This is a genomic window from Lysobacter sp. CCNWLW3, from assembly GCF_036697405.1.
Classification (GTDB): domain Bacteria; phylum Pseudomonadota; class Gammaproteobacteria; order Xanthomonadales; family Xanthomonadaceae; genus Lysobacter.
This window is the reverse complement of the sequence record NZ_JBAHWA010000001.1, coordinates 519,209-540,900: the sequence shown is the minus strand read 5'-3', so window position 1 is coordinate 540,900 and position 21,692 is coordinate 519,209. Positions and strand designations below refer to the sequence as shown.

The 21,692-nt window shown below is 67.1% G+C and carries 27 protein-coding genes; 16 read left to right on the top strand and 11 right to left on the bottom strand.

The window, feature by feature from the left end:
* The first annotated feature begins 56 nt into the window (after positions 1-56).
* The 12 genes from V1318_RS02470 to V1318_RS02415 all read left to right on the top strand — a co-directional run bounded on the left by V1318_RS02470 (position 57) and on the right by V1318_RS02415 (position 5,896).
* Positions 57-398, top strand: coding sequence for a DUF6572 domain-containing protein (locus V1318_RS02470; protein WP_332937414.1), 342 nt, complete (start codon positions 57-59; stop codon positions 396-398).
* A 66-nt stretch (positions 399-464) separates the two neighbouring features.
* The gene (locus V1318_RS02465; RefSeq protein WP_332937413.1) at positions 465-914 is read left to right on the top strand and encodes a hypothetical protein; all 450 of its coding nucleotides are present in this window, start codon (positions 465-467) and stop codon (positions 912-914) included.
* A gap of 43 nt (positions 915-957) precedes the next feature.
* Positions 958-1,296 (top strand): hypothetical protein, encoded by a 339-nt coding sequence (locus V1318_RS02460; RefSeq protein WP_332937412.1) that lies wholly within the window; start codon positions 958-960, stop codon positions 1,294-1,296.
* Positions 1,297-1,602: 306 nt separating this feature from the next.
* Positions 1,603-1,929: a barstar family protein gene (locus V1318_RS02455; RefSeq protein ID WP_332937411.1), complete on the top strand. Its 327-nt coding sequence runs from the start codon at positions 1,603-1,605 to the stop codon at positions 1,927-1,929.
* A gap of 66 nt (positions 1,930-1,995) precedes the next feature.
* Positions 1,996-2,247, top strand: a complete 252-nt coding sequence (locus V1318_RS02450) for a hypothetical protein (RefSeq protein ID WP_332937410.1) — start codon at positions 1,996-1,998, stop codon at positions 2,245-2,247.
* 384 nt (positions 2,248-2,631) lie between these two features.
* Positions 2,632-3,141 carry a DUF6714 family protein gene (locus V1318_RS02445; protein ID WP_332937409.1) on the top strand — a complete coding sequence of 170 codons (510 nt, stop codon included), beginning with the start codon at positions 2,632-2,634 and terminating at the stop codon, positions 3,139-3,141.
* Positions 3,142-3,193: 52 nt separating this feature from the next.
* The gene (locus V1318_RS02440; protein WP_332937408.1) at positions 3,194-3,466 is read left to right on the top strand and encodes a hypothetical protein; all 273 of its coding nucleotides are present in this window, start codon (positions 3,194-3,196) and stop codon (positions 3,464-3,466) included.
* 99 nt (positions 3,467-3,565) lie between these two features.
* The gene (locus V1318_RS02435) at positions 3,566-3,826 is read left to right on the top strand and encodes a hypothetical protein (protein ID WP_332937407.1); all 261 of its coding nucleotides are present in this window, start codon (positions 3,566-3,568) and stop codon (positions 3,824-3,826) included.
* A 90-nt stretch (positions 3,827-3,916) separates the two neighbouring features.
* On the top strand, positions 3,917-4,264 hold the full coding sequence (locus V1318_RS02430; RefSeq protein WP_332937406.1) for a hypothetical protein: 348 nt from the start codon (positions 3,917-3,919) through the stop codon (positions 4,262-4,264).
* A gap of 184 nt (positions 4,265-4,448) precedes the next feature.
* Positions 4,449-4,784, top strand: a complete 336-nt coding sequence (locus V1318_RS02425) for a hypothetical protein (protein ID WP_332937405.1) — start codon at positions 4,449-4,451, stop codon at positions 4,782-4,784.
* A 32-nt stretch (positions 4,785-4,816) separates the two neighbouring features.
* A complete protein-coding gene (locus V1318_RS02420; RefSeq protein ID WP_332937402.1) occupies positions 4,817-5,446 on the top strand; it encodes an HAD family hydrolase in 630 nt (209 codons plus the stop codon).
* Between the two features lie 327 nt (positions 5,447-5,773).
* Positions 5,774-5,896 carry a hypothetical protein gene (locus V1318_RS02415; protein ID WP_332937400.1) on the top strand — a complete coding sequence of 41 codons (123 nt, stop codon included), beginning with the start codon at positions 5,774-5,776 and terminating at the stop codon, positions 5,894-5,896.
* 91 nt (positions 5,897-5,987) lie between these two features.
* Here the strand turns inward: V1318_RS02415 and hflD are convergent, their stop codons facing one another.
* Genes hflD through V1318_RS02395 form a run of 4 tightly spaced genes read right to left on the bottom strand, consistent with a single transcriptional unit; the run spans position 5,988 to position 8,762 of the window.
* Entirely contained in the window at positions 5,988-6,626 is a 639-nt protein-coding gene (hflD, locus tag V1318_RS02410; RefSeq protein ID WP_332937398.1) for a high frequency lysogenization protein HflD, read from the bottom strand.
* A complete protein-coding gene (gene mnmA / locus V1318_RS02405) occupies positions 6,623-7,756 on the bottom strand; it encodes a tRNA 2-thiouridine(34) synthase MnmA (RefSeq protein ID WP_332937396.1) in 1,134 nt (377 codons plus the stop codon). Before mnmA ends, hflD begins: the two co-directional genes overlap by 4 nt.
* A 5-nt stretch (positions 7,757-7,761) precedes the next feature.
* A complete protein-coding gene (locus tag V1318_RS02400) occupies positions 7,762-8,241 on the bottom strand; it encodes an NUDIX hydrolase (RefSeq protein ID WP_332937395.1) in 480 nt (159 codons plus the stop codon).
* Positions 8,241-8,762, bottom strand: a complete 522-nt coding sequence (locus tag V1318_RS02395; protein ID WP_332937394.1) for a YbjN domain-containing protein — start codon at positions 8,760-8,762, stop codon at positions 8,241-8,243. The genes V1318_RS02400 and V1318_RS02395 overlap by 1 nt, the downstream gene beginning before the upstream one ends.
* Positions 8,763-8,869: 107 nt before the next feature.
* Here V1318_RS02395 and clpS point away from each other — a divergent pair, with 107 nt between their 5' ends.
* Entirely contained in the window at positions 8,870-9,190 is a 321-nt protein-coding gene (gene clpS, locus V1318_RS02390; protein WP_115858042.1) for an ATP-dependent Clp protease adapter ClpS, read from the top strand.
* An 89-nt stretch (positions 9,191-9,279) separates the two neighbouring features.
* Complete coding sequence (gene clpA / locus V1318_RS02385) at positions 9,280-11,562, top strand: ATP-dependent Clp protease ATP-binding subunit ClpA (protein ID WP_332937391.1); 2,283 nt, start codon at positions 9,280-9,282, stop codon at positions 11,560-11,562.
* 367 nt (positions 11,563-11,929) lie between these two features.
* On the opposite strand, the gene V1318_RS02380 is transcribed toward clpA, so the two are convergent.
* The 7 genes from V1318_RS02380 to trxB all read right to left on the bottom strand — a co-directional run bounded on the left by V1318_RS02380 (position 11,930) and on the right by trxB (position 17,742).
* Positions 11,930-12,289 carry a hypothetical protein gene (locus tag V1318_RS02380; RefSeq protein ID WP_332937390.1) on the bottom strand — a complete coding sequence of 120 codons (360 nt, stop codon included), beginning with the start codon at positions 12,287-12,289 and terminating at the stop codon, positions 11,930-11,932.
* 950 nt (positions 12,290-13,239) lie between these two features.
* Complete coding sequence (gene infA / locus V1318_RS02375; protein WP_031372296.1) at positions 13,240-13,458, bottom strand: translation initiation factor IF-1; 219 nt, start codon at positions 13,456-13,458, stop codon at positions 13,240-13,242.
* Positions 13,459-13,545: 87 nt separating this feature from the next.
* Positions 13,546-14,325, bottom strand: coding sequence for a leucyl/phenylalanyl-tRNA--protein transferase (aat, locus tag V1318_RS02370; RefSeq protein ID WP_332937381.1), 780 nt, complete (start codon positions 14,323-14,325; stop codon positions 13,546-13,548).
* 58 nt (positions 14,326-14,383) lie between these two features.
* A complete protein-coding gene (locus V1318_RS02365; RefSeq protein WP_332937380.1) occupies positions 14,384-15,550 on the bottom strand; it encodes a GNAT family N-acetyltransferase in 1,167 nt (388 codons plus the stop codon).
* On the bottom strand, positions 15,528-15,977 hold the full coding sequence (locus tag V1318_RS02360) for a GNAT family N-acetyltransferase (protein ID WP_332937378.1): 450 nt from the start codon (positions 15,975-15,977) through the stop codon (positions 15,528-15,530). The genes V1318_RS02365 and V1318_RS02360 overlap by 23 nt, the downstream gene beginning before the upstream one ends.
* Positions 15,977-16,786: a hypothetical protein gene (locus tag V1318_RS02355; RefSeq protein WP_332937376.1), complete on the bottom strand. Its 810-nt coding sequence runs from the start codon at positions 16,784-16,786 to the stop codon at positions 15,977-15,979. Before V1318_RS02355 ends, V1318_RS02360 begins: the two co-directional genes overlap by 1 nt.
* Positions 16,787-16,788: 2 nt before the next feature.
* Complete coding sequence (gene trxB, locus V1318_RS02350; protein WP_332937374.1) at positions 16,789-17,742, bottom strand: thioredoxin-disulfide reductase; 954 nt, start codon at positions 17,740-17,742, stop codon at positions 16,789-16,791.
* Between the two features lie 245 nt (positions 17,743-17,987).
* On the opposite strand from trxB, the gene V1318_RS02345 reads away from it, so the two are divergent.
* Complete coding sequence (locus V1318_RS02345) at positions 17,988-19,061, top strand: alanine dehydrogenase (RefSeq protein ID WP_332937372.1); 1,074 nt, start codon at positions 17,988-17,990, stop codon at positions 19,059-19,061.
* 188 nt (positions 19,062-19,249) lie between these two features.
* Complete coding sequence (locus V1318_RS02340) at positions 19,250-21,607, top strand: DNA translocase FtsK 4TM domain-containing protein (protein WP_332937370.1); 2,358 nt, start codon at positions 19,250-19,252, stop codon at positions 21,605-21,607.
* The last annotated feature ends 85 nt before the right edge of the window (positions 21,608-21,692 follow it).

Here is a 21,692-nt window from a genome sequence, read left to right as displayed (position 1 = left end):
CAATTCATTCCATCTGAGCCGCTTCGCGGATTGGCTTAGTTCAGGCATTAGCGCCCATGTCCGACCTTGTTGTAGATTTCATAACAAAGGACCCATGGCAGATGGTCCTCGTGGAGGAAGGCCCTTGGGATGATGTGCGTTCCAGTCTTCGAAGGCTGCAGGACCGCCTGTATGCATGCATTGACGCTGCGATCGAGGGCGAGTTGGCTGAGCGCTATCCGGATTCCGCCGGCGCGAACGTGCTGATTCGGCTAGACGGTTACAACTTGCCCATGCCGGAAGCCCGGGAGTTCTTTGATAGGTTTAGCACTGCTGTGCTGGAATTGCCGGATTACAAAGCGGCCCTGGATAGTTCTCCTTATGTATCCGCTATCCAGTTCGTGGCGTGCTTCGAGTGATGGGCGCTAACAGTTCGGTCAAACTGGCGCAGCTTCGTGGTTTGACATAGTCCAGGCGGCAATTGCATGAATCAGTTCGTCAAAACGTTGTTGCCGCTTGCTCGTCTATGCTTGCTCGTAGCGTTGATGAGTTTTGCCATTGGCGTCTATGCATGGCACCCGCTTGCGCAACACGCTACGTGGACGTTGTTCCCCATGCACCTAGTTGTCATGGCCGTGTTGCTCTGCGTTCTTTTCCAGCTAGCCAAATGCGGTTTCAGCGTCCTTGGGCGCCGTGACTTTGCTTTTCCAAGGGTTTCATTCCCTCGTGCCTACTGGCTGGCTGTGGTCATTTCTTTCGTTTGGTTCCTTGCGGTGTTCGTTGGCGCGATCAACTACTATCCTCGCGGCATGGACCTCGGCCGGGTGGTCTATTTGCGGATTTTTTCGTCTGGCTGGTTGTTCTTAAGTCTTTGTGCAGGAGGCTTTGCTCAGTGGGCAGGGCTGTGCCTACGGGCGCTAAAGGCTACGGTCTAGTAAGAGCCAAGATCGCTCGCGGCTCGGCTTCAGGTGTTGGCCCATGGCACGTGACCTCTTCTGCTGGCGTTGCAACATGGTTATTCCCATGCTGGAGGACGACGAGTGGGGCATGGTCGCGCCATTGTTGCGGGACAGCATTTCCGAGCTACAGCGATACCGGCACGAGCACGGGCTCTCTCTCGCCGAGGCTAAAGACCGGGTGTTCGGCCGGGCCGCGCTGGACAAGTATCGTGAGTTGACCGGATTCAGCGAGATCAATGTCAATGCCATTTGGCACCATTACGTCAGCCTCTATGGGCCGCCTTGCGTTTCTTGCGGCAAACCGTTGCGGACACCGAGGGCCAGTTTCTGCGCTTCATGCGGCACGGTGCGGAACTAGAAGCTCATGGAAGCAGAGTCCGCTTCACGGCTCGATTTAGTTCAAGCGTTTGGGAGGCTTTGGCAGTGCCGTCGCTAAAACCACTGAAGTCCGTGGCTCACAACGTCTGCCATCAGTTCGCGAGCACACTGAACTACTGGGGCGACGATTACGGCATCAATCATCTCTTACGCAGTTGAGCTTTCCGAACTCAACGCCTCATAGCTCCTGACAGGCCGAAGTTGTTTTTCGACTCGGCTTGAACTCGATGGTTCGCCCAGTGGGTCGTCGAACTTGGACAATTCAAGAAATTTTTGGCCTGGAGACATGATCAGAATTGACAGCAACAGCATCGTAGACGCCGAATCGTTCCACTCCGTATTTGCTGCGGCGTTCGGCTTTCCGTCCTTTTACGGCCGAAACATGAACGCTTGGATCGACTGTCTTTCTGACCTGGACGATCCAGACTCGGGCATGACCATAGTGCACGTCGGCCCTGGGCAGGTGCTGCCGCTGGTCATCGAGCACGCGCAAGCCTTCAAGGTTCGCTGTCCTGCGCTGTTCTCCGCCTTGGTCGAGGGCGCGGCCTTCGTCAACTGGCGGCGCATGGAGATGGGGCGGACTCCGGTTCTCGCGCTTGCGCTTCATGCGTGAGTGGCTTAAGAGCCGAAGCAGCGTCGTGGATCAACCCGGTTCGGGCGTTGGGCCGCAGGAGAGAGCATGTCCGACATCTCTTTGATCGAAGCGACGGAGGTTTTCTCACGCCTCCGTGTAACTCACCCCGACATCGAAATTTGGCCGGATGCCGAATTCTCGAGCGACGGGTGCAACTACTACTGGCTGGTAGCGCAGAGCGATGGCGTTACGCGGATGCTTGCTTATGTTCGCTGCATGGGCGGAGGGTGCGAGCATCGTACCTATGACCTTGAGGGTGATGATCTTTGGGTTCCGGCAGGCACGGCTGCTGCCTAAGGGTTCATTGCAAGTGGGGCGTTGCTTCGCGACGCGACTTGGTTCAGGTGTCGGAGCGCGCATAGACATGACCGGCTGGTCCACGTTTGCGGACCTCTGTAAGGAGGCCTTTGGAGAGTGCCGGTTCCAGGATCGGCTTGTCCGAGAGTGCGGTGACAACCCTGACATTGCCTGGGCTGCCTTCTACCATCTGGGAGACGACAGTCTTCCTTGGCTCCATCGGCAGGTTCCTTCACTCGGCGGCGCACGGCCGATTGATCTCATCGCGTCGGGCGACTCGGATTCGGTGCGCAACTGCTTGTGGGGCTTTCCCTGTTGAACGCTTCAGCAGTTCATTCAAGCCGGCGCCGCTTCGGTTCGGCTTACGCAGGCTCTGGAGGCCGCATGGATTTCACCGGGCAAGAAGCCCGCAAGATCATCGAGTCCGCGTTCGATGGCGTGCCGCGGCCGGAGATTTCACTTCAGCAATTGGTTCTCACCGACCAGAAGGGGATGTCCGGCACCATCACCGACGAAGAGTGGCGCTTGGCGGGCACCACGCGAACCGATGCGAAGTGGCAAGACATTTCCGCCTTGGAGATCGAGCGCTGCGGCTGCCAGTTGGCTCATATGCAGGCCGATGAGTTTCGCTACTATCTCCCCGCCTACATGGTGTATTCGTTAGGCCATGCGCAGGGTTCGTTCCTGGAGAGCGACATTTGCGCTTCGGTCGTTTTCGGGCTCGCGCCAAGCAAGGATCACCCGTCATACTCGATCGGCCAGTACAGCCTGCTCGATTTGCCCAAGAGGAGGGCGGTGACGGCATTTCTTGCTTGCATGGCCAACAGTGCCGATGGCTATGATCGTGCAGGGGCGAAGCGGGCCCTCGCGTTCTGGGGACGGGGCGCGGAATAGCTCGGCCGAAACCGGTGCGCGGTTGTACTTGTCTTAAGATTCGAGACGTCACATGACCCATGTCTGGATATTCAATGGCTATGGCGCGCAGTTTCCGGCGGCCGTGTTTTCGTCTCGCGATCTCGCCGATTCCTGGATAAGGCAGAATGCGCTCAGCGGCACTCTTACCCAGTACCCGGTCGACGTTTCCGTTTTGGATTGGTCGATCCAGCAAGGCTCCTTCCGGCCCACAAAGCCCAACCATGCCACGGCGCAGTTCAAGCAGTCTTTTACTTCGGCGGCACAACCGCACGATCACTACACTGATGGCAGGACTGACGCATGAGGTTCATTCAAGCCGAAACCGCTTTGCAGAGCGGCTTGATTCAGGCGTTAGATCTCACGCGGAAAGTCCGGACTATCGCCAAGTTGTCGTGGATCCGATATGCGCAAGTACGTCTGGCTGTTGATCCTGGCCATTCCGCCCTGGGTGGCCGTGAAGCTCGACGCGCCCAAGTGGGGCGTGGTGCTGGCCGTTGCGCCTTTTTTCATCTTGGCCATGACCCTGGACGACCCCGACGAAGACCTGCTAGGCGAATCGTCCGGCGCTTTTCGCAAGGGGGCGCTCATAGCCATTGGCGTAGGCGGCCTTGTGCTGGGCGGCGTGCTGTTGATCCTGTGGCAGGTGTTCTTTTCAGGCTCGTAGGCGGCTCGACGCTGACGTCAGCGAGGGCCAGGAATTCATCCAAACCGGAGCCGCTGTAGCGGCTCGGCTTAACTCTAGGCGTTAGCGTTTATGCTGGCTATCCGCAGATCTGCTTTGGCGCTGTCACTGGCTGCCACCTCGCTGCCGGTGGGGGCGTCGGACTTTACGGTCATAGGGGTTCTGTTTTATCTGATCCCGGGCCTGCTCGTCGTTTGCGCGCTTCTCGGCTTGAGTTTCCGCCTGCCAGTCGCTTGGACCTGGAAGGCGGTTACCGCATCGATCTTCGTTCCGGCGCTGGCGTATTTGGGATGGATCACGCTCTCGCTGTTCCCGCGTCACACCGGGCTCGGCCTGGGCTGTCTCGTCCTGGTGCTGCTGGCGGCATTTCTGCTGGTCAAGCTGCTTGCGCGGCGACCGGATCCAGCGGACCGGCGCTGACGATTCGTTCGAGCCGGGCCGGACCTCGCGGGCGGGTGGCAATTCGGTGGGGTAGCGGTGCCGGGCCGAGGCGCTTCGCGCGGATCGCGTGGCGGGGAAGGCTGGGCGCACGCCGGATGATCGCTAATAATCCATTCCAGCCCAAGCCAACTCGCGGCTCGGCTTGGTTCAGGCATCAGGTCCCATGAAAACATCCGATTCCGCCGCAGCAGCGAACGAAACCATCCTCGCGCACATCGAGGCGATCGGTGGCGGCTATGTGTGGGAGTCGGAGTTTTTTGCCGTGAGTCTGATCGACACGCCCGCCACCGACAGTGAGCTCGCATCTCTCGCGGGGCTTCGTGGTGTGAATCAGATCGCGCTCAATGTTTCGAGGCTCTCGTTCCCTGCCATAGAGGCGATCGCGCGCATTCCAGGCCTGGAGTCTCTGGTTCTGTCCGGTGCCTCGCTATCCAATCAGCAGCTCCAGGCGCTGCGGGTCATCGGCCCGGAGATCGTGCTGGTGGTCGAAGAAGCCTAGTAGGCTGGCGTCCGGTTCCAGGCGGGTTGGCGATGACGATACGGGCGGTGGTGTTCGACGTGTACGGCACCCTGGTGCGCATAGGCGAGCGGCGGGCGCCGTTCCGGGCGCTGCTGACGCGGATGGAGGCGGCGGGGCGGGCGCGTCAGGCCGGCGACGCCGCTGCCATCATGAGCTGCGAGCTCGACTTGGCCGGCGCCGCTGCGCTGCTGGGCGCCGAGCTGGCCGCGCCCGAGCTGGCCGCGCTGGAGCGCGACCTACAGGACGAACTGGCGTCGGTGTGCCTATTCCCGGATACCCTGGCGGTGCTGCAGGCCCTGGCGGCGCGCGGCCTCAAGCTCGGCCTGTGCTCCAACCTGGCCGCGCCCTATGCCGCACCGGTGCTGCGCCTGCTGCCGGCGCTGGACGCCTACGCCTGGAGCTTCGAGGTCGGCGCGATCAAGCCCGAGCCGGCGATCTACGCGTACGTCTGCCGTCAGCTGGGTTGCGAGCCCGGGCAGGTGCTGATGGTCGGCGACACCCTCGAGGCCGACCTGCACGGGCCGCGCCGCTACGGCATGCGCAGCCTGCTGCTGCGTCGGGAGGGCCTCAAGGCCGGCGATGCGGCGCTCGACACGATCGCCGACCTGGGCGGCGTGCTGGCGGCGCTGGACGCGGATTGAGTGGGGTAGGGGCTGCGCGCTGGGGCAGGGCATACGGGAGGGCCAAGGCCGCCGTAGGCGGCCCTGGGATGCGCACGAACCCCATGCGCATCGCGATGGAAGCTCGACTCGCCGCACCTGCGAACCCGTACCGCCATGCAGGCCGATTTGGCCGGCGTTTCAGTTGCGCCGCGTACTCTTCATAAGTAGGACGCATCGCCGCAGGACCGCGATGCGAAGACGCGAAGCACGTCGCATTCCGCGGCGTTGCGCCGCACGGCGACGTGACGGCATTCGCAGATGCAAAACGCGTGCTGGTGTGTGATTTGCACGCACAGGGGGAATGCCATGAAGACCGTCAAATCCGTCCGGGCCGATAGGCTCGACCGCGCCTTGCGCTGGACCCTGGGACTGACCCTGATCGCAGCCGTGGCCTGGGCCTGGGCCCAAGGCGGCGCCGCCGGCCTCTAGCGCCGGGCCGGCCCATGCCGGTCGTTCCACCGCTCCGCCCCCGGCTCGCTAGCGCCGACCACGCGTCCTCGCGATCGCCCGCGAATCCGCCCTAGTCGAGATAGGCGTTGAGCGCGGCGATCATGTCGCGCCGCCGCAGCAGGAAGTCCCACAAGCTGCCGCCCAGCTGGCGCCACAGCACCGCCGAACGCACGGCCGCCAGCAGCACCGCGCGCACTTCCGCGACCACGTTGGCCTGGCCCAGGTAGTGCGGGTTGCCCTGCACCAGCACGCGCGGGCGCAGGTGGCTCAGGGTTTCCGCGTACAGCCCGCCCAGCGCGGCCAGCACGTCCGGATGGGCGCTGCCCAGGCGTTCGGCGGCGCCGGCCTGGGCGCGGATGCCGGCCTGCACGCGCTCGGCCATGGCCGAGTCGCGCACGAAACGGCGCTCCAGCTGCATCACCGCCATCGCCAGACGCGGCAGCTGCTCGTCCTTGGTGTCGCGCACGAAATAGTCGCGCAGCAGCACCAGCCCCGGGCGCAGGGCCTCGGTGCCGCCGTAGACCTGCGCCGGCGAGGCGGCGTCGATGCGGAATACCGAATCCAGCGCCGTGCCCAGCACCGCGGCATTGGCCTGGCCGGTGTCGGCGATGCGGCGGACCTGGGCCAGGGCCTGGACCAGGCCGGCGAGGGCGAGCACGCGCTCGGCAATCGCCGGGGAAGCGGGGGAGGCGCTACGGGTGGAACTCATGCGGCATTGACCTTCAAATAGTGTTCCAGCGGTGCGTCGGTGGCGGCGATCACGGCGCCGCCCAGGCAGACCTCACCGTCGTACAGCACCAGCGATTGACCGGGGGTGACCGCGCGCTGCGGGCGCGCGAAGCGCAGCTGCAGGCGGCCGTCGTCCAGCACTTCGACCTCGCAGGCCTCGTCGGGCTGGCGGTAGCGGGTCTGGGCGCTGCAGGCGAAACGCCGCGCCGGCGGCGCGCCGGCGATCCAGTGGGCGGTTTCCGACCATAGCGCCTGCGAGCGCAGCCAGCGGCTGTCGCTGCCCTGGTCCACGTACAGCACGTTGCGCGCCACGTCCTTGCCGACCACGTACCAGGGCGCCGCCTCGTAGCCGCGCACGCCGCCGATGTTCAGGCCTTCGCGCTGGCCCAGGGTGAAATAGAACACGCCGGCGTGGCTGCCGATCACCCGCCCGTCGGCGCGATCGCCGTCGACGGCGCGGATCTCGCCGGCGCGCGCGGGCAGGTAGCGCGACAGGAATTCGCGGAAATCGCGCTCGCCGATGAAGCAGATCCCGGTCGAGTCCTTCTTGGCCGCGGTCGGCAGGCCGGCGGCCTGGGCCATCGCGCGCACGTCGGTCTTGATCAGCTCGCCCAGCGGGAACCGGGTTGCGGCCAGCTGGGCCTGGCCGAGCTGGTGCAGGAAATAGCTCTGGTCCTTGCCGCGGTCGGCCGCGCGCAGCAGCCGGTGGCGGCCGCCGCTGCGGTCGACCCGGGCGTAGTGGCCGGTGGCGATGAACTCGGCGCCCAGCTCGTGGGCGGCGTCGAGGAAGTGCTTGAACTTGATCTCGCGGTTGCACAGCACGTCCGGGTTGGGCGTGCGTCCGGCCGCGTACTCGGCCAGGAAGTGGGCGAACACGCCGTCCCAGTACTCGCGCGAGAAGTCGCGAAAATGGATCGGCACGCCGAGCCGGCCGCAGACCGCGACCGCGTCGCGGCGGTCGTCCTCGGCGCGGCAGTCGCCGCTGCCGTCGTCGGCCCAGTTCTGCATGAACAAGCCCGCGATCGGCTCGCCGGCGTCGCGCAGGATCAGGGCCGCGACCGAGGAATCGACCCCGCCCGACATGCCCACCACGGTGCGTACCGAAGCCACGGCGTTCAATCCAGGTGCTGCATCAGGTCCAGCGGGTGACGGCGACCGGCCAGGAAGTCGCTGGCGGTGCGCCAGACCAGGGGGCTGCGATGGCGCGCGGACTCGGACTGGAGCTCGTCCGGGGTCAGCCAGACCGCGCGCACGATGCCTTCGTCCAGGCGCCGGCCGGGGTCGTGCGCGACCGGTACCGCGGCGAAGGCGAAGCGCAGGTAGTGACGGCCGCCGCTGCCATCGGGCTGCAACGGTGCTTTCCACTGGTAGGCACCCACGAAGCCGGTCAGGCGCACGTCCCAGCCGGTTTCCTCGCGGGTCTCGCGCAGGGCGGCGTCGGCCAGGCTCTCGTCGGGCTCGAGGTGGCCGGCGGGCTGGTTGATCACCAGGCGCCCGCCGACCGTTTCCTCGACCACCAGCAGCCGCCCGCCGTCGACCACCACCGTGGCCACGGTGATGTCCGGCTGCCAGAAGCGGCCCTCGCGGTAGCTCATCAGAACTCGTCCTTGCCCGGGGTCAGCTCGGATTCCATCAGGTCGGCCGCGCGCAGGGCGTAGTCGAGGGCGTCGTCGAGCTCCTCGGCCGGCGCGTCGGCGCGCAGCTTGACCACGAACACGGCCATGTTGCCCTGCTTGACCCAGCCGCCCATCTTGCTGGACTGGCTGTCCTCGAGCAGCTTGTTGGCCAGTTCGGCCGGGAAAGCGTCGCCTTCGGAGCGATAGGCCGGGGCCCAGACTTCGCGGACCTTGTGCTTGCCGTAGCTTTCGGTGCGCGAGATCACGAAACCCAGCTGGCTGCGGTCGTCGTCCATCTCGAACGTCAACTTGTAATCGCCATCCTCGTCCACCTCGTACTTGTAACCCAAGCCGTCCAGCTGCTTGGCGATGCGCGGGTCGGCGGCGGTCGAGTGCTTGGCCTCGTCGGCCTGGGCCTTGTTGCTGGCGGCCTGGGCGGCGGCGGGCAGCAGCAGGGCGGCGGCGAGCGCGGCGGATAGGGCCAGGGTGGTAAGGCGCATCGGGATTCCTTTCACGGAGAGGTTGGGATTGGGAACATCGCCGCCATTTTGCTTGTCACGCACTCGGGCGTCCACGGCCCACGGCCTGTCGGCCGTATAATTTCCGTATGCCCAAACAAACCGATCACGAACACAGCCATGGCGTACTGGTGGAGACGGGGAAGCCGGAAGTCGCCCGGCCGCCGCTGTATTCCGTGCTGTTGCTGAACGACGATTACACTCCGATGGACTTCGTGGTGGAGGTGCTGATGCGCTTTTTCCCCATGAACGCCGAGAAAGCGACCCAGATCATGCTCCACGTGCACACCCGCGGCCGCGGCGTCTGCGGGGTGTTCACCCGCGAGGTCGCCGAGTCCAAGGTGGCGCAGGTGAACGAATTTTCAAGGCTGCACCAGCACCCCTTGCTGTGCACGATGGAAAAGGCTTAGAACAGGTGCTGTAGCTCCGCGACGACGGGGATGGAAAAACCGCCGGCCGGCCCCAATCAAGGGTGCATACGTACTGGAGGCCCCCTCCCATGTTCAGCAAGGATCTCGAATACAGCATCGGCCAGTGCTATAAGCGCGCCCGCGAGGCGCGCCACGAGTACATGACGGTCGAACACCTGCTGCTGGCGCTCTTGGACAACCCCTCCGCCGAGGGCGTGCTCAAGGCCTGCGGCGCCGACTTCGCGCGACTGCGCAGCGACCTCGAACAGGCCATCGCGACCTCGGTGTCGGTGCTGCCAGAGGACGTCGATCGCGACACCCAGCCCACCCTGGGCTTCCAGCGCGTGCTGCAGCGCGCGGTCTACCACGTCCAGTCCTCGGGCAAGAAGGAGGTCACCGGCGCCAATGTGCTGGTGGCGATCTTCGGCGAGAAGGACTCGCACGCGGTCTACTTCCTCAACCAGCAGGACGTGGCCCGCCTGGACGTGGTCAATTACCTGTCGCACGGCATCGCCAAGCACGGCGCCGAGGACGCGGGCGGCCAGCACGAGGACGGCGAGGCCAAGCCGGCCGAGGGCGGCGAGGGCGAGGGCAAGTCCGACGCCCTGGCCGAGTTCGCGGTCAACCTCAACCAGCTCGCCCGCGACGGCCGCATCGACCCCCTGGTCGGGCGCGCCGACGAGGTCGAGCGCACCATCCAGGTGCTGTGCCGCCGGCGCAAGAACAACCCGCTCTACGTCGGCGAGGCCGGCGTGGGCAAGACCGCGATCGCCGAAGGCCTGGCCAAGCGCATCGTCGACGGCGATGTGCCGATGGTGCTGGAGAACGCCACCATCTATGCGCTGGACCTGGGCGCGCTGGTGGCCGGCACCAAGTACCGCGGCGACTTCGAAAAGCGCCTCAAGGCGGTGCTGGCGCAGCTCAAGAAGCTGCCCGACGCGGTGCTGTTCATCGATGAGATCCACACCATCATCGGCGCCGGCTCGGCCAGCGGCGGCACCATGGACGCCAGCAACCTGATCAAGCCGGCGCTGTCCTCGGGCGAGCTGCGCTGCATCGGCTCGACCACCTTCCAGGAATACCGCGGCATCTTCGAGAAGGACCGCGCGCTGGCGCGGCGCTTCCAGAAGATCGACATCGTCGAGCCGACCGTGGGCGAGACCTTCGAGATCCTGCAGGGCCTCAAGCCCAAGTACGAAGCGCATCACGGCGTGACCTACGCCGACGAGGCGCTGCAGGCCGCGGTCGACCTGTCGGTCAAGCACATCGGCGATCGTTTGCTGCCGGACAAGGCCATCGACGTGATCGACGAGGCCGGCGCGCGCCAGCGCCTGCTGCCGGAGAACGTGCGCAAGAGCCTGATCGACATCGAAGAGATCGAGACCATCGTGGCCAAGATGGCGCGCATCCCGACCAAGCAGGTGTCGGCCAGCGACAAGGACGTGCTGCGCAACCTCGAGCGCAACCTCAAGATGGTGATCTTCGGCCAGGATCCGGCCATCGATACCCTGACCGCGGCGATCAAGCTCGCGCGCTCGGGCCTGGGCAATCCGGACAAGCCGATCGGCAATTTCCTGTTCGCCGGCCCCACCGGCGTGGGCAAGACCGAGGTCACCAAGCAGCTCGCCCTGCAGCTGGGCATCGAGCTGGTGCGCTTCGACATGTCCGAATACATGGAGCCGCATTCGGTCAGCCGCCTGATCGGCGCGCCTCCGGGCTACGTCGGTTTCGACCAGGGCGGCCTGCTGACCGAGAAGATCGTCAAGACCCCGCACTGCGTGCTGCTGCTGGACGAGGTCGAGAAGGCGCATCCGGACATCTTCAACATCCTGTTGCAGGTCATGGACCGCGGCACCCTGACCGACACCAACGGTCGCGAGGCCAACTTCAAGAACGTGATCCTGGTGATGACCACCAACGCCGGCGCGGCGCAGGCGGCGCGGCGCACGATCGGCTTCACCCAGCAGGACCATTCGACCGACGCCATGGAAGTGATCCGGCGCAGCTTCACCCCGGAATTCCGCAACCGCCTCGACGCGGTGGTGCAGTTCCAGGCGCTGGGCTTCGATCACATCCTGCGCGTGGTCGACAAGTTCCTGATCGAACTGGAAGCCCAGCTGCACGAGAAGAACGTCAGCCTGAGCGCGACCCCGACCGCGCGCGACTGGCTGGCTCAGCACGGCTTCGATCCGCTGATGGGCGCCCGCCCGATGGCGCGCGTGATCCAGGACAAGATCAAGCGCCCGCTCGCGGACGAGCTGCTGTTCGGCAAGCTGGTCGGCGGCGGCCGCGTCAGCATCGACGTCAAGAACGACGAGCTGGTGGTCGAGGCCCAGGCCGAGCCGGAGAAGCTGTTGCCGGTTACGGTGTGAGCGCCGGCGTCGCGTCGATCGGCGACGCTAAGCGATACGAAACAGGCGGCCCTCGGGCCGCCTGTTTTCGTTGAGGGGTTGGATTGCCGCGCTAGGTCAGGGCCCGTTCGTGGTGAGCCTGACGAGCCATGGATGGGTTGCCTGCTGAGGGAGGGCAAATCCCCCTCGATCCCCTTTTTCAAAGGGGAAGGACCGGCGGCTAGCGTCAGGCAGGGGGAGAAACGGCGGTATGCATCGTTCCAGCCCGGGCGGAGCGCCTGCGCAGCTCAGCGTGTCGGCGCGGGCCCATCTGCGCCAGCCTTTCGGGCCGGCGCGGATTCGTGACGGGCGCCGCTTCCGCGATCGCGGCGAACGCTTACGCCTCCGCTCAGCGGCGCTTGTTGTAGCGCGCGTAGGCGGCCTCGTCGATGCGCTCGACCGCGGTCACCTTGCAATCGTCCTTGTTGAGCTTGACGCGGGTGCCGCTGGGGCAGATCCGGCCGCTCTGGCCGTCGGCGGCGACGTCGAAGCGGGTCGCCATCTGCAGCCCGTCGCAGGAACTGGAGACGCTGAGGCGGTAGTAGCTGCCGCCGTCGGCGACCAGCACGTACTGACTGCCGAAGCGCGATACCTGCTGGGAGCCGCTGAGCTCCACGCAGTCCTGCACGGCTTCGCCGGCCAGGGCTTGCGCGCTCAGGGCGCACAGGCCGAACGCGAGCGACAGGGCAAGTCGGTGGGGGTGGCGCATGGCATCTCTCCTGATGGGAACGGGGCGTGATTAAGCTAGTGGTGCGCGGCTCGTACCGAATCTGGAGGAAGTCGCCATGACCTCCGGCACCATGGGCCTTGGCCCATGCCCGATTCCGAACGAAGCGCATGCTGCGCTGCCCACGCTGCGTCCCGCGTCTTGCGACGCAAGGCGTTTGCGACGGTCCGCGGCCTGGCCGGCGCGAATCGGCGCAGACGCCGACGAATCCGCAGCGGCGGTTTGCGCAGCGAGCCCAGCTGCGCAAGGCGCAAGCGATCGCGACGAGCGCCCGCATGGGAGTTCGGCCATCGCCGCGCACCTGCTCAGGTGCGGCATGCGGGTATGGATGCACGGACGCGCGATTGGGTTGCAGGCGGGCGCGCCGTCGGTCCGCTGCTTGCGTGCGCGGCGATCGACGGTGCCGATCCCAGGCCCAAGCGTTTACGCGTTGAGATATCCGTCCGCAGGCTGGTGCGCGTCGTGCCGCTGCGCGCGCCCTCGTCGCATCGACAGCAGCGACGCGTGCGGGGCGAGCGGCGGACGATGGGCGCGCTCCGGCGCGCCGACCGGAGCTGGACGGCATGCGGCCGCTGCGTGCGTATCCGGCATGGCACGCATCGCATCGCGGATGGGGCGCATGGCGGGAGGTCGGTCGTCGGCTGCCGTCGGCAGCCAGGGCGACGCGCACGCCAAGCTCGTATGCGCGCTTGCCTTGCGGGTGCCAGGGCTGCCGTCGGACCGGCAGAGCCTGCTGGGGCTCGCCTGGCTGGATCGGCATCGCTCGCCTGGCCGCTACGGGATCCATAGTGCGACGCGCTGCCGCCATCGGCAGGGGGCGGCCAGTTACGGCCGCGCCGCGATAAGAGCGGGCGCAATGCCGCCTCGGCCGGCTCGGACCCTCAGAACGAAAAAAGCGGCCAATGGCCGCTTTTTTCAATCGGTTACCGCAATTACTTCATGCGGTAGGTGATGCGTCCCTTGGTCAGGTCGTAGGGCGTCATTTCGACCTTGACCTTGTCGCCGGTGAGGATGCGGATGTAGTTCTTGCGCATCCGCCCCGAAATGTGGGCGATGATCTCGTGCCCGTTTTCGAGGCGCACGCGGAACATGGTGTTCGGAAGGGTTTCCGCCACCGTGCCCTCGAATTCGATCACGTCGTCTTTTGCCATGTGTTTCCTGGATGAGGAAGAACGGGCGTTTCGCGCCCGCGAAGCCCGGCATTGTGCCACGCCGGGGGCGGCGGCGCAAAAATAATGTTAATCGGCGTCCCGATGCGCCGTGGCGGGCGCTGCGGCCTCAGGGAGGTCGGCCAGTTCGCTGGCGGGTCGATCGCCGAACGCGGCGGTCCAGGGGCCGGGCGCCACGTCGGCGGCGCTGAGTTCGGCCACCGCCGCCAGGAAGCGCGCGCGAGGCCAGAGTTCGGCGCCCAGGCTGAGCAGGTGCTCGTTCTCCACCTGGGCGTCCAGCAGCGGCCAGCCCCAGGCGTGCAGGCGCCGCGCCAGAGCCGCCAGGGCGACCTTGGAGCCGCCCGATTGCAGCGAGACCATGCTCTCGCCATAGAACATGCGCCCGATCGCGACGCCGTAGATGCCGCCGGCCAGGCGCGCGCCGTCGTAGACCTCGACCGAATGGGCGTGGCCCAGATGGTGGAGCTGCAGATAGGCCGCGCGCATCTCGTCGGTGATCCAGGTGCCGTCCTGGCCCGGGCGCGGCATGCATGCGCAGGCCTCGACGACCTGGTCGAAGGCGGTGTCGGCGCGCACGCGCCAGCCGCTGCGCCGCAATCGGCGGCGGAACTTCGAGGACAGGCGCACGCCGTCGCTGCGGAACACGGTGCGCGGATCCGGGCTCCACCACAGGATCGGCTGGCCCTCGGAGTACCAGGGAAACACGCCGTGCCGGTAGGCATTGAGCAGCCGCGCCGGCGACAGATCGCCGCCGACCGCGAGCAGGCCGTCCGGACGGCGCAGGGCGCGCTCGGCGGGCGGGAACGGCGCGTCGGGATCGGCGGGCAGCAGCGCGGGCAGGGGATTCATCGCCGGGATGATCGCCGAGTTCGGCCGCGGCTGCAGCCGCCGCCGGCGACGATGCGGATCAATCGTTCTGCTTGAACGGGCCATGCGCGGCCAGGGTGCGCGCGTAGTCGCGGATCGAAGCGCGCTCGTCGCGGCACCACGGGGCCAGCGCGGCGCGGAAGCCTTCGTGGGCGATCCAGTGGCGGCTGCGCACGAAGCGGGGCAGGAAGCCGCGCGCGAGTTTGTGCTCGCCCTGGGCGCCGGGTTCGAAGCAGTGCAAGCCTTCGCGCAGGCAATAGTCGATGCCCTGGTAGTAACAGGTCTCGAAGTGCAGCCCGGGCAGCGCCCGCTCGGCGCCCCAGTAGCGGCCGTACAGGGTGTCGCCGCCGCGCAGGCACAGCGCGCCGGCGATCGCGCGGCCGTCCAGTTCGGCCAGGAAGATCACCAGCGCGCGCGGCATCTCGTGCGCCAGATGGCGCAGGAAGTCCAGGGTCAGGGCCGGATGGTTGCCGTAGTCGGCGAAGGTGCGCAGGTAGAAGCCGTGCATCAGCGCCAGCTCGGCCTCGCCGGCGTCGGCGCCCTCGACGACGCGGAAGCGCACCCCGGCGCGCGCGACCTTGGCGCGCTCCTGGCGGATGTTCTTGCGGTGCTTGTGGTCGAACGCGGCCAGGAAGCCGTCGAAGTCGCGCCAGGCCGGGCCGTCGGCGCCGATCGGATTGCGCCAGTGGTATTGGACGTCGCTGCGTTGCAGCCAGTCCGCGTCGAACAGCGTGTCCTCGTCTTCGGTATGGAAGTTCACGTGCGCCGAGGACAGCCCCTGGCGTTCGGCCAGCGCGCGCATGGCCTCGACCAGCAGACCGCGCTCGGCCGGATCGCGCGCGAGCAGGCGCGGACCGGTCACTGGCGAGTAGGGCACCGCGCACAGCCACTTCGGAAAGTAGTCCAGGCCGTGCTGCGCGTAGGCATGGGCCCAGGCGTGGTCGAACACGAACTCGCCGTGGGAGTTGTCCTTGAGGTAGGCCGGCGCCGCCGCGATCAGTTGCTCGCCGCGCCATAGGCTCAGGTGCTGTGGGGTCCAGCCCCAGTCTTCGCGCAGGCAGCCATGCCGCTCCAGCCCGGACAGGAAGGCGTGGGCGAGGAAGGGGTTGCGACCGTCGTGGAGCGCGTCCCACTGCGCGGGCGCCAGCTCGGACAGATCGCCCAGCAGGCGCGCGCGGATCGGCTCAGCCGCCGCGTCGGTAGACATCGGGGTCGTGGCGCTGCATGTGGAGCTCGGGCTGGCTCAGGGCGTCGAAGCCCAGGCCCGCATACAGACGGTGCATGTCGCGCGTGACCAGGTGCCAGCGGCGCAGGCCCTGCAGGCGCGCGTCGTCCATCGCTGCGCGCACGATCGCACGGCCGTAGCCGCGGCCGCGTTGCGACTCCAGTACGAACACGTCGGCGAGGTAGGCGAAGGTGGCCCGGTCGCTGACCGCGCGCGCGAACGCGACCAGTTCGCCGTCGAGGTAGCCGCGGTAGCACAGCGAGTGCTCCAGGGCGCGGCGCAGGGTTTGCGCGGGAATGCCGGCGGCCCAATAGGACTGCCCGATGAATTCGTGGATGCGCGCGAAGTCCTGGTCCGAGCAGGGGCCGTCGCGGTCGTCGCGGATCTGCAGTGCGGGAGTTGTCGTCATCAGCGTTTGATCGTGAACGGTATGAGCATGCCCACCGGCCGGCCGTCGTCGGCGTTGCAGGGAAGGCCGGCCGACGGCAGGCGCTGGACCAGGGACTGCAATTGCGGCAGCAGCGCTTCGCGCTCGATGCCCTCGTCGGCCTGCACGATCTCGACGCGGTTGGGGCAGGTGTAGACCCCCGCGCGCACCGACAGCGGGCGACCCGCCGCTTCCTTGCGCACGATCTGCTCCGCCAGCGGCTGCAGGCGTTGCTGGAGCAGTGCCCGCAGCGCTTGCCCGAAGGCCACGATCGCCTGCTGCTCTGCCGGCGATGCCTGGGCGACTTTAAGCGTGGCGACGGACTGGGCCAGGTTCGTCTCCGGATAACCGGAGGCGACCAGCTGGCGGTAGGCCTGCGCGTAGTCGGCCGGCACCCCGCTGCCCAGCGCGTAGAACAGCGCCAGATAGCGCGCGGCCTGGCTATCGCCGCGCTTGGCCGCGGCGCTCAGATAGGCCGCGGCCGTGGCCTGCTTGGGCGCGCTCATGCCGTCGCCGTCGAGCACGCAGGCGGCCCAGAAGCCGCCGATCTTGCGCTGAGAAACTTTGTCGCCGCGTTCGGCGGCCGCGAGCGTGCTTTCGTAGCCGGCGATCAACGAGCCGAAGCTGCTCTTGTCGCTGTAGATGTATTGCCGCGCCGCGTCGCCGGCGTTCTTGCGCCGCTGCGCGAGCTCGGCGCGATCCAGGCAGAACAAGCCCGGTTCGCGCGCGATTGCGTCGGGCGCGATCGCCAGCGCCAGCAGCCACCCCACCGCCGCGAGCGCGCCGCGCACGCTCAGGCGTCCTTGTCGAGGAACTTCTCTGCGTCCAGCGCCGCCATGCAGCCGAAGCCGGCCGAGGTGATCGCCTGGCGGTAGACCTGGTCGGCGACGTCGCCGGCGGCGAACACGCCCTCGACCGAGGTCTGGGTGGCGTTGCCGTCCAGGCCGGTCTTGATGGTCAGGTAGCCGTTCTTCATCTCGAGTTGGCCCTCGAACAGGGTGGTGTTCGGGGTATGGCCGATGGCGACGAAGAAGCCGTGGATCGCCAGCTCGCGCACCGAATCGTCCTGCACCGACTTCACCCGCAGGCCGGTCACGCCGGCGTCGTTGCCCAGCACTTCCTCGACCACGTGGTGCCACACCGGCTCGATCTTGCCGGCCTGGATCTTGGCGTGCAGCTTGTCCTGCATGATCTTCTCGGCGCGCAGGGTGTCGCGGCGGTGGACCAGGTAGACCTTGCGCGCGATGTTGGACAGGTACAGCGCTTCCTCGACCGCGGTGTTGCCGCCGCCGATCACCGCCACGTCCTGGTCCTTGTAGAAGAAACCGTCGCAGGTCGCGCAGGCGGACACGCCGCGGCCCTTGTATTCCTCTTCCGAGGGCAGGCCCAGGTACTTGGCGGTGGCGCCGGTGGCGATGATCAGGGCGTCGGCGGTGTACTCGCCGCTGTCGCCGGTGAGGCGGAACGGACGCTTGGACAGATCGGCGCTGTGGATGTGGTCGAACACCACCTCGGTGTCGAAGCGTTCGGCATGCGATTGCATGCGCGCCATCAGGTCCGGCCCCATCAGGCCGTGGGCGTCGCCGGGCCAGTTGTCGACCTCGGTCGTGGTCATCAGCTGGCCGCCCTGCTGCAGGCCGGTGATGACCAGCGGTTTGAGGTTGGCGCGGGCGGCGTAGACGGCGGCGGTCCAGCCGGCGGGGCCGGAACCGAGGATGACGACGCGGGAGTGCTTCGAAGGGGTCATGTATATAATCGCGGGCTATGGGACGCGCGTTCGCGCGATGTGTCTCCGGCACGCGAGCCGTACGCCAGCGTGTTGAAGATGCGGTTGACGCCATAGCTTGGCGGCGACGTCTCGGCAACACAAGGCGCGCGCCGCGGACGCAATGTTGCACGGCTCGCGATCCGGCCCCTCCGCCGCAGCACATGGCTGGGCGCGCAGCGCATGCGGCGTTTTCCGATCCACCGGTTCCGATCCCACCGGAGAGCATGGCGATGCGCATCGGCGTACCCAAGGAAACCAAGACCCTGGAAGGGCGCGTGGCCCTGGTCCCGGCCGCCGCCGGCGACCTGGTCAAGCGCGGCCACGAGGTCTGGCTGGAAACGCAGGCCGGCGTCAAAAGCGGCTTCAAGGACCTCGACTACACCCGCCTGGGCGTCAGGATCGCGCCGGACGCCGCCGCCCTGTACGAGCAGGGCGAGCTGATCGTGAAGGTCAAGGAGCCGATCGCCGGCGATCTGCGGCACCTGCGCAAGGACCACCTGCTGTTCTGCTACCTGCACCTGGCCGCCGAGCCGGTGCTGACCAGGCAGTTGCTGGACATCGGCCTGACCGGCGTCGCCTTCGAGACCGTGGAGCTGCCCAACGGCGACCTGCCGCTGCTGGCGCCGATGTCGATCATCGCCGGCAAGATCGGCGTCCAGGTCGGCACCCACCTGTTGCACCAGCCCATGAACGGCAAGGGCAAGCTGCTGGGCGGCCTGCCGTCCACCGAGCGCGGCAAGGTCGTGGTGTTCGGCGCGGGCCAGGCCGGCGGCGCTTCGGCGGCCCTGGCCGCGGCCGGCGGCTCCAACGTGACCGTGTTCGAAATGCGCCAGGACCGCATGGACCAGATGATGCGCCTGGGCAATAACGTCACCGCGCTGTTCCCCTACGACGACGTGGTGACGCGCGAAGTCGCCTCCGCCGACCTGGTGATCGGCGCGGTGCTGGTGACCGGCGCGCGCGCGCCGCACGTGCTGACCCGCGACATGCTCAAGGGCATGGAAGACGGCAGCGTGGTGGTCGACATCTCGATCGACCAGGGCGGTTGCTTCGAGACCTCGCGCCCGACCACCTGGAAGGAGCCGACCTATGTGGAGGAGGGCGTGACCCACTTCTGCGTGACCAACATGCCCGGCGCGGTGCCGCAGACCTCGTCGCAGGCGATCTGCGCGGCGATCCTGCCCTGGGTCAACAAGCTGGCCGGCGGCGACTGGCGCGGCAACCAGGCGCTGGTGCGCGGCATCAATGTCGAAGGCGGCCGGTTGGTGCATCCTGCGCTGCAGGGCATGAAGCTGTAACGTGGCGTCCGGGCCTTCCGCGAGGGAGGCCGGCCCGGCCGTCGTCCCGCCGGGACGACGGCGAGGCGCCCCGCGGCGCCCGCGGATCCCCGCTACGGCGGGGATCTTGCTGTGAATTGGCTGTTATTTCGGTCTGTTCCGCCGTATATTCAATAACTAACGGAATCTAGCTCAGGCAGAACATCACGGTGGCGCAAGCTCCCTCCGCAAGCCGCAAGAAGGCCGCCCCGGCCAAGGAAAAGGCGCCGCCTTCGCCGCGTCGGCAGCGGCTGGTGCGCGATATCGCGCTGATCCTGATCGCGCCGCTGCTGCTGTACCTGTTGGCCAGCCTGCTGTCGTTCTCGCCGCAGGACCCGGGCTGGTCGCATTCGGGCTCGATCACCGCGCCGCTGCACAACCTGGGCGGGCGCGTCGGCGCCTGGACCGCCGACGTGCTGCTGTACCTGTGCGGTTACGTCGCCTTCCTGCTGCCGCTGATGCTGGGCGCGATCGCCTGGATCGCCCTGTTCGGCATGGACAGCGACGGCGATGGCGACGCCGACCTCGGCCCGGCGCTGCGCCTGGTCGGCATCGTCGGCTTCCTGGTCTCGGCCACCGGCCTGCTGCAGCTGCGTTTCGGCCCGGCCGTCGATTTCTCCGCCGGCAGCGGCGGCATCCTCGGCCAACTGGTCGGGCGTTCGCTGTACTCCGGCTTCGGCCCGGTCGGCGGCAACCTGTTCCTGCTGGCGCTGCTGCTGATCTCGCTGACCCTGGCCACCGGCATTTCCTGGCTGGCGGTGATGGACAAGATCGGCCAGTGGGCGATGGCCCTGGGCCCGTTGCTGAGCAAGCTGTTCCGGCGCGGCAGCCAGCAGGCGACCGAGTGGCGCCAGACCCAGGTCATGCGCGAGGAGCGCGAGGAAGCGCGCAAGGTCGACACCGAACTGCGCGCCAAGCGCGAGAAGGTCCGGATCGAACCGCCGCCGGCCCCGGTGGTGGAGAAGAGCGAGCGCGCCAAGCGCGAGCAGCAGATCCCGCTGTTCCACGTCGGCGACGGCACCGGTATTCCGCCGCTGGCCCTGCTGGACGATCCCAAGCCGCAGCCCAAGGGCTACAGCGAAGAGACCCTGGAAACCCTGTCGCGGCAGATCGAATTCAAGCTCAAGGACTTCCGCATCGACGCCCAGGTGGTCGGCGCCTATCCGGGCCCGGTCATCACCCGTTTCGAGGTCCAGCCCGCGCCCGGCGTCAAGGTCAGCCAGATCAGCTCGCTGGACAAGGACATCGCGCGTGGTCTGTCGGTGAAATCGGTGCGCGTGGTCGACGTGATTCCCGGCAAGTCGGTGATCGGCCTGGAAACGCCGAACACCACCCGCGAGATGATCTTCCTGTCCGAGCTGCTGCGCTCCAAGGAATACGACAAGTCCGGCAGCCCGCTGACCCTGGCCCTGGGCAAGGACATCGCCGGCCGCCCGACCGTGGCCGATCTGGCGCGCATGCCGCACCTGCTGGTCGCCGGCACCACCGGTTCGGGCAAGTCGGTCGCGGTCAACGCGATGGTGCTGAGCCTGCTGTACAAGGCTTCCGCGAAGGAACTGCGGATGCTGATGATCGACCCCAAGATGCTGGAGCTGTCGGTCTATCAGGGCATCCCGCACCTGCTGGCGCCGGTGGTCACCGACATGAAGGAGGCCGCCAACGGCCTGCGCTGGTGCGTGGCCGAGATGGAGCGCCGCTACAAGCTGATGTCGATGGTCGGCGTGCGCAACCTGGCCGGCTTCAACAAGAAGGTCCGCGACGCCGAGGAAGCGGGCCAGCCGATGATGGACCCGCTGTTCAAGCCCAATGCCGAGCTCGGCGAGGCCCCGCGTCCGCTGGAGACGCTGCCCTTCATCGTCATCTTCATCGACGAATTCGCCGACATGATGATGATCGTCGGCAAGAAGGTCGAAGAACTGATCGCGCGCCTGGCGCAGAAGGCGCGCGCGGCCGGCATCCACCTGATCCTGGCCACCCAGCGGCCGTCGGTGGACGTGATCACCGGCCTGATCAAGGCCAACATCCCGACCCGCATCGCGTTCCAGGTTTCCAGCAAGATCGACTCGCGCACCATCCTCGACCAGTCCGGCGCCGAGACCCTGCTGGGCCACGGCGACATGCTCTATCTGCCGCCGGGCACGGCCATGCCCGAGCGCGTGCACGGCGCCTTCGTCTCCGACGAGGAAGTGCACCGCGTGGTCGAGCATCTCAAGCAGATCGGCGGCGGCCCGGACTACATCGAGGGCGTGCTGGACGAGGTCCAGACCCTGGGCGACGGCATCGTGGTCGGCGCCACCGGCCTGCCCGAGAGCGGCGGCGGCGGCGACGAGTCCGATCCGCTCTACGACGAGGCCGTGCGCATCGTCACCGAGACCCGCCGTGCCTCGATCTCCGGCGTGCAGCGCCGGCTCAAGATCGGCTACAACCGCGCCGCCCGCCTGATCGAGGCGATGGAGGCGGCCGGCATCGTCACCGCCCCCGAGCACAACGGCGACCGCAGCGTGCTGGCGCCGCCGCCGCCGAAGTAGGGCCGCGCCGCGCCGAAGCCGGCCGCGGGCCGACGGGCGGCAGGCGCCGGACTGGCGGCTGTCACAACGACGCCCTAAGCTGGAC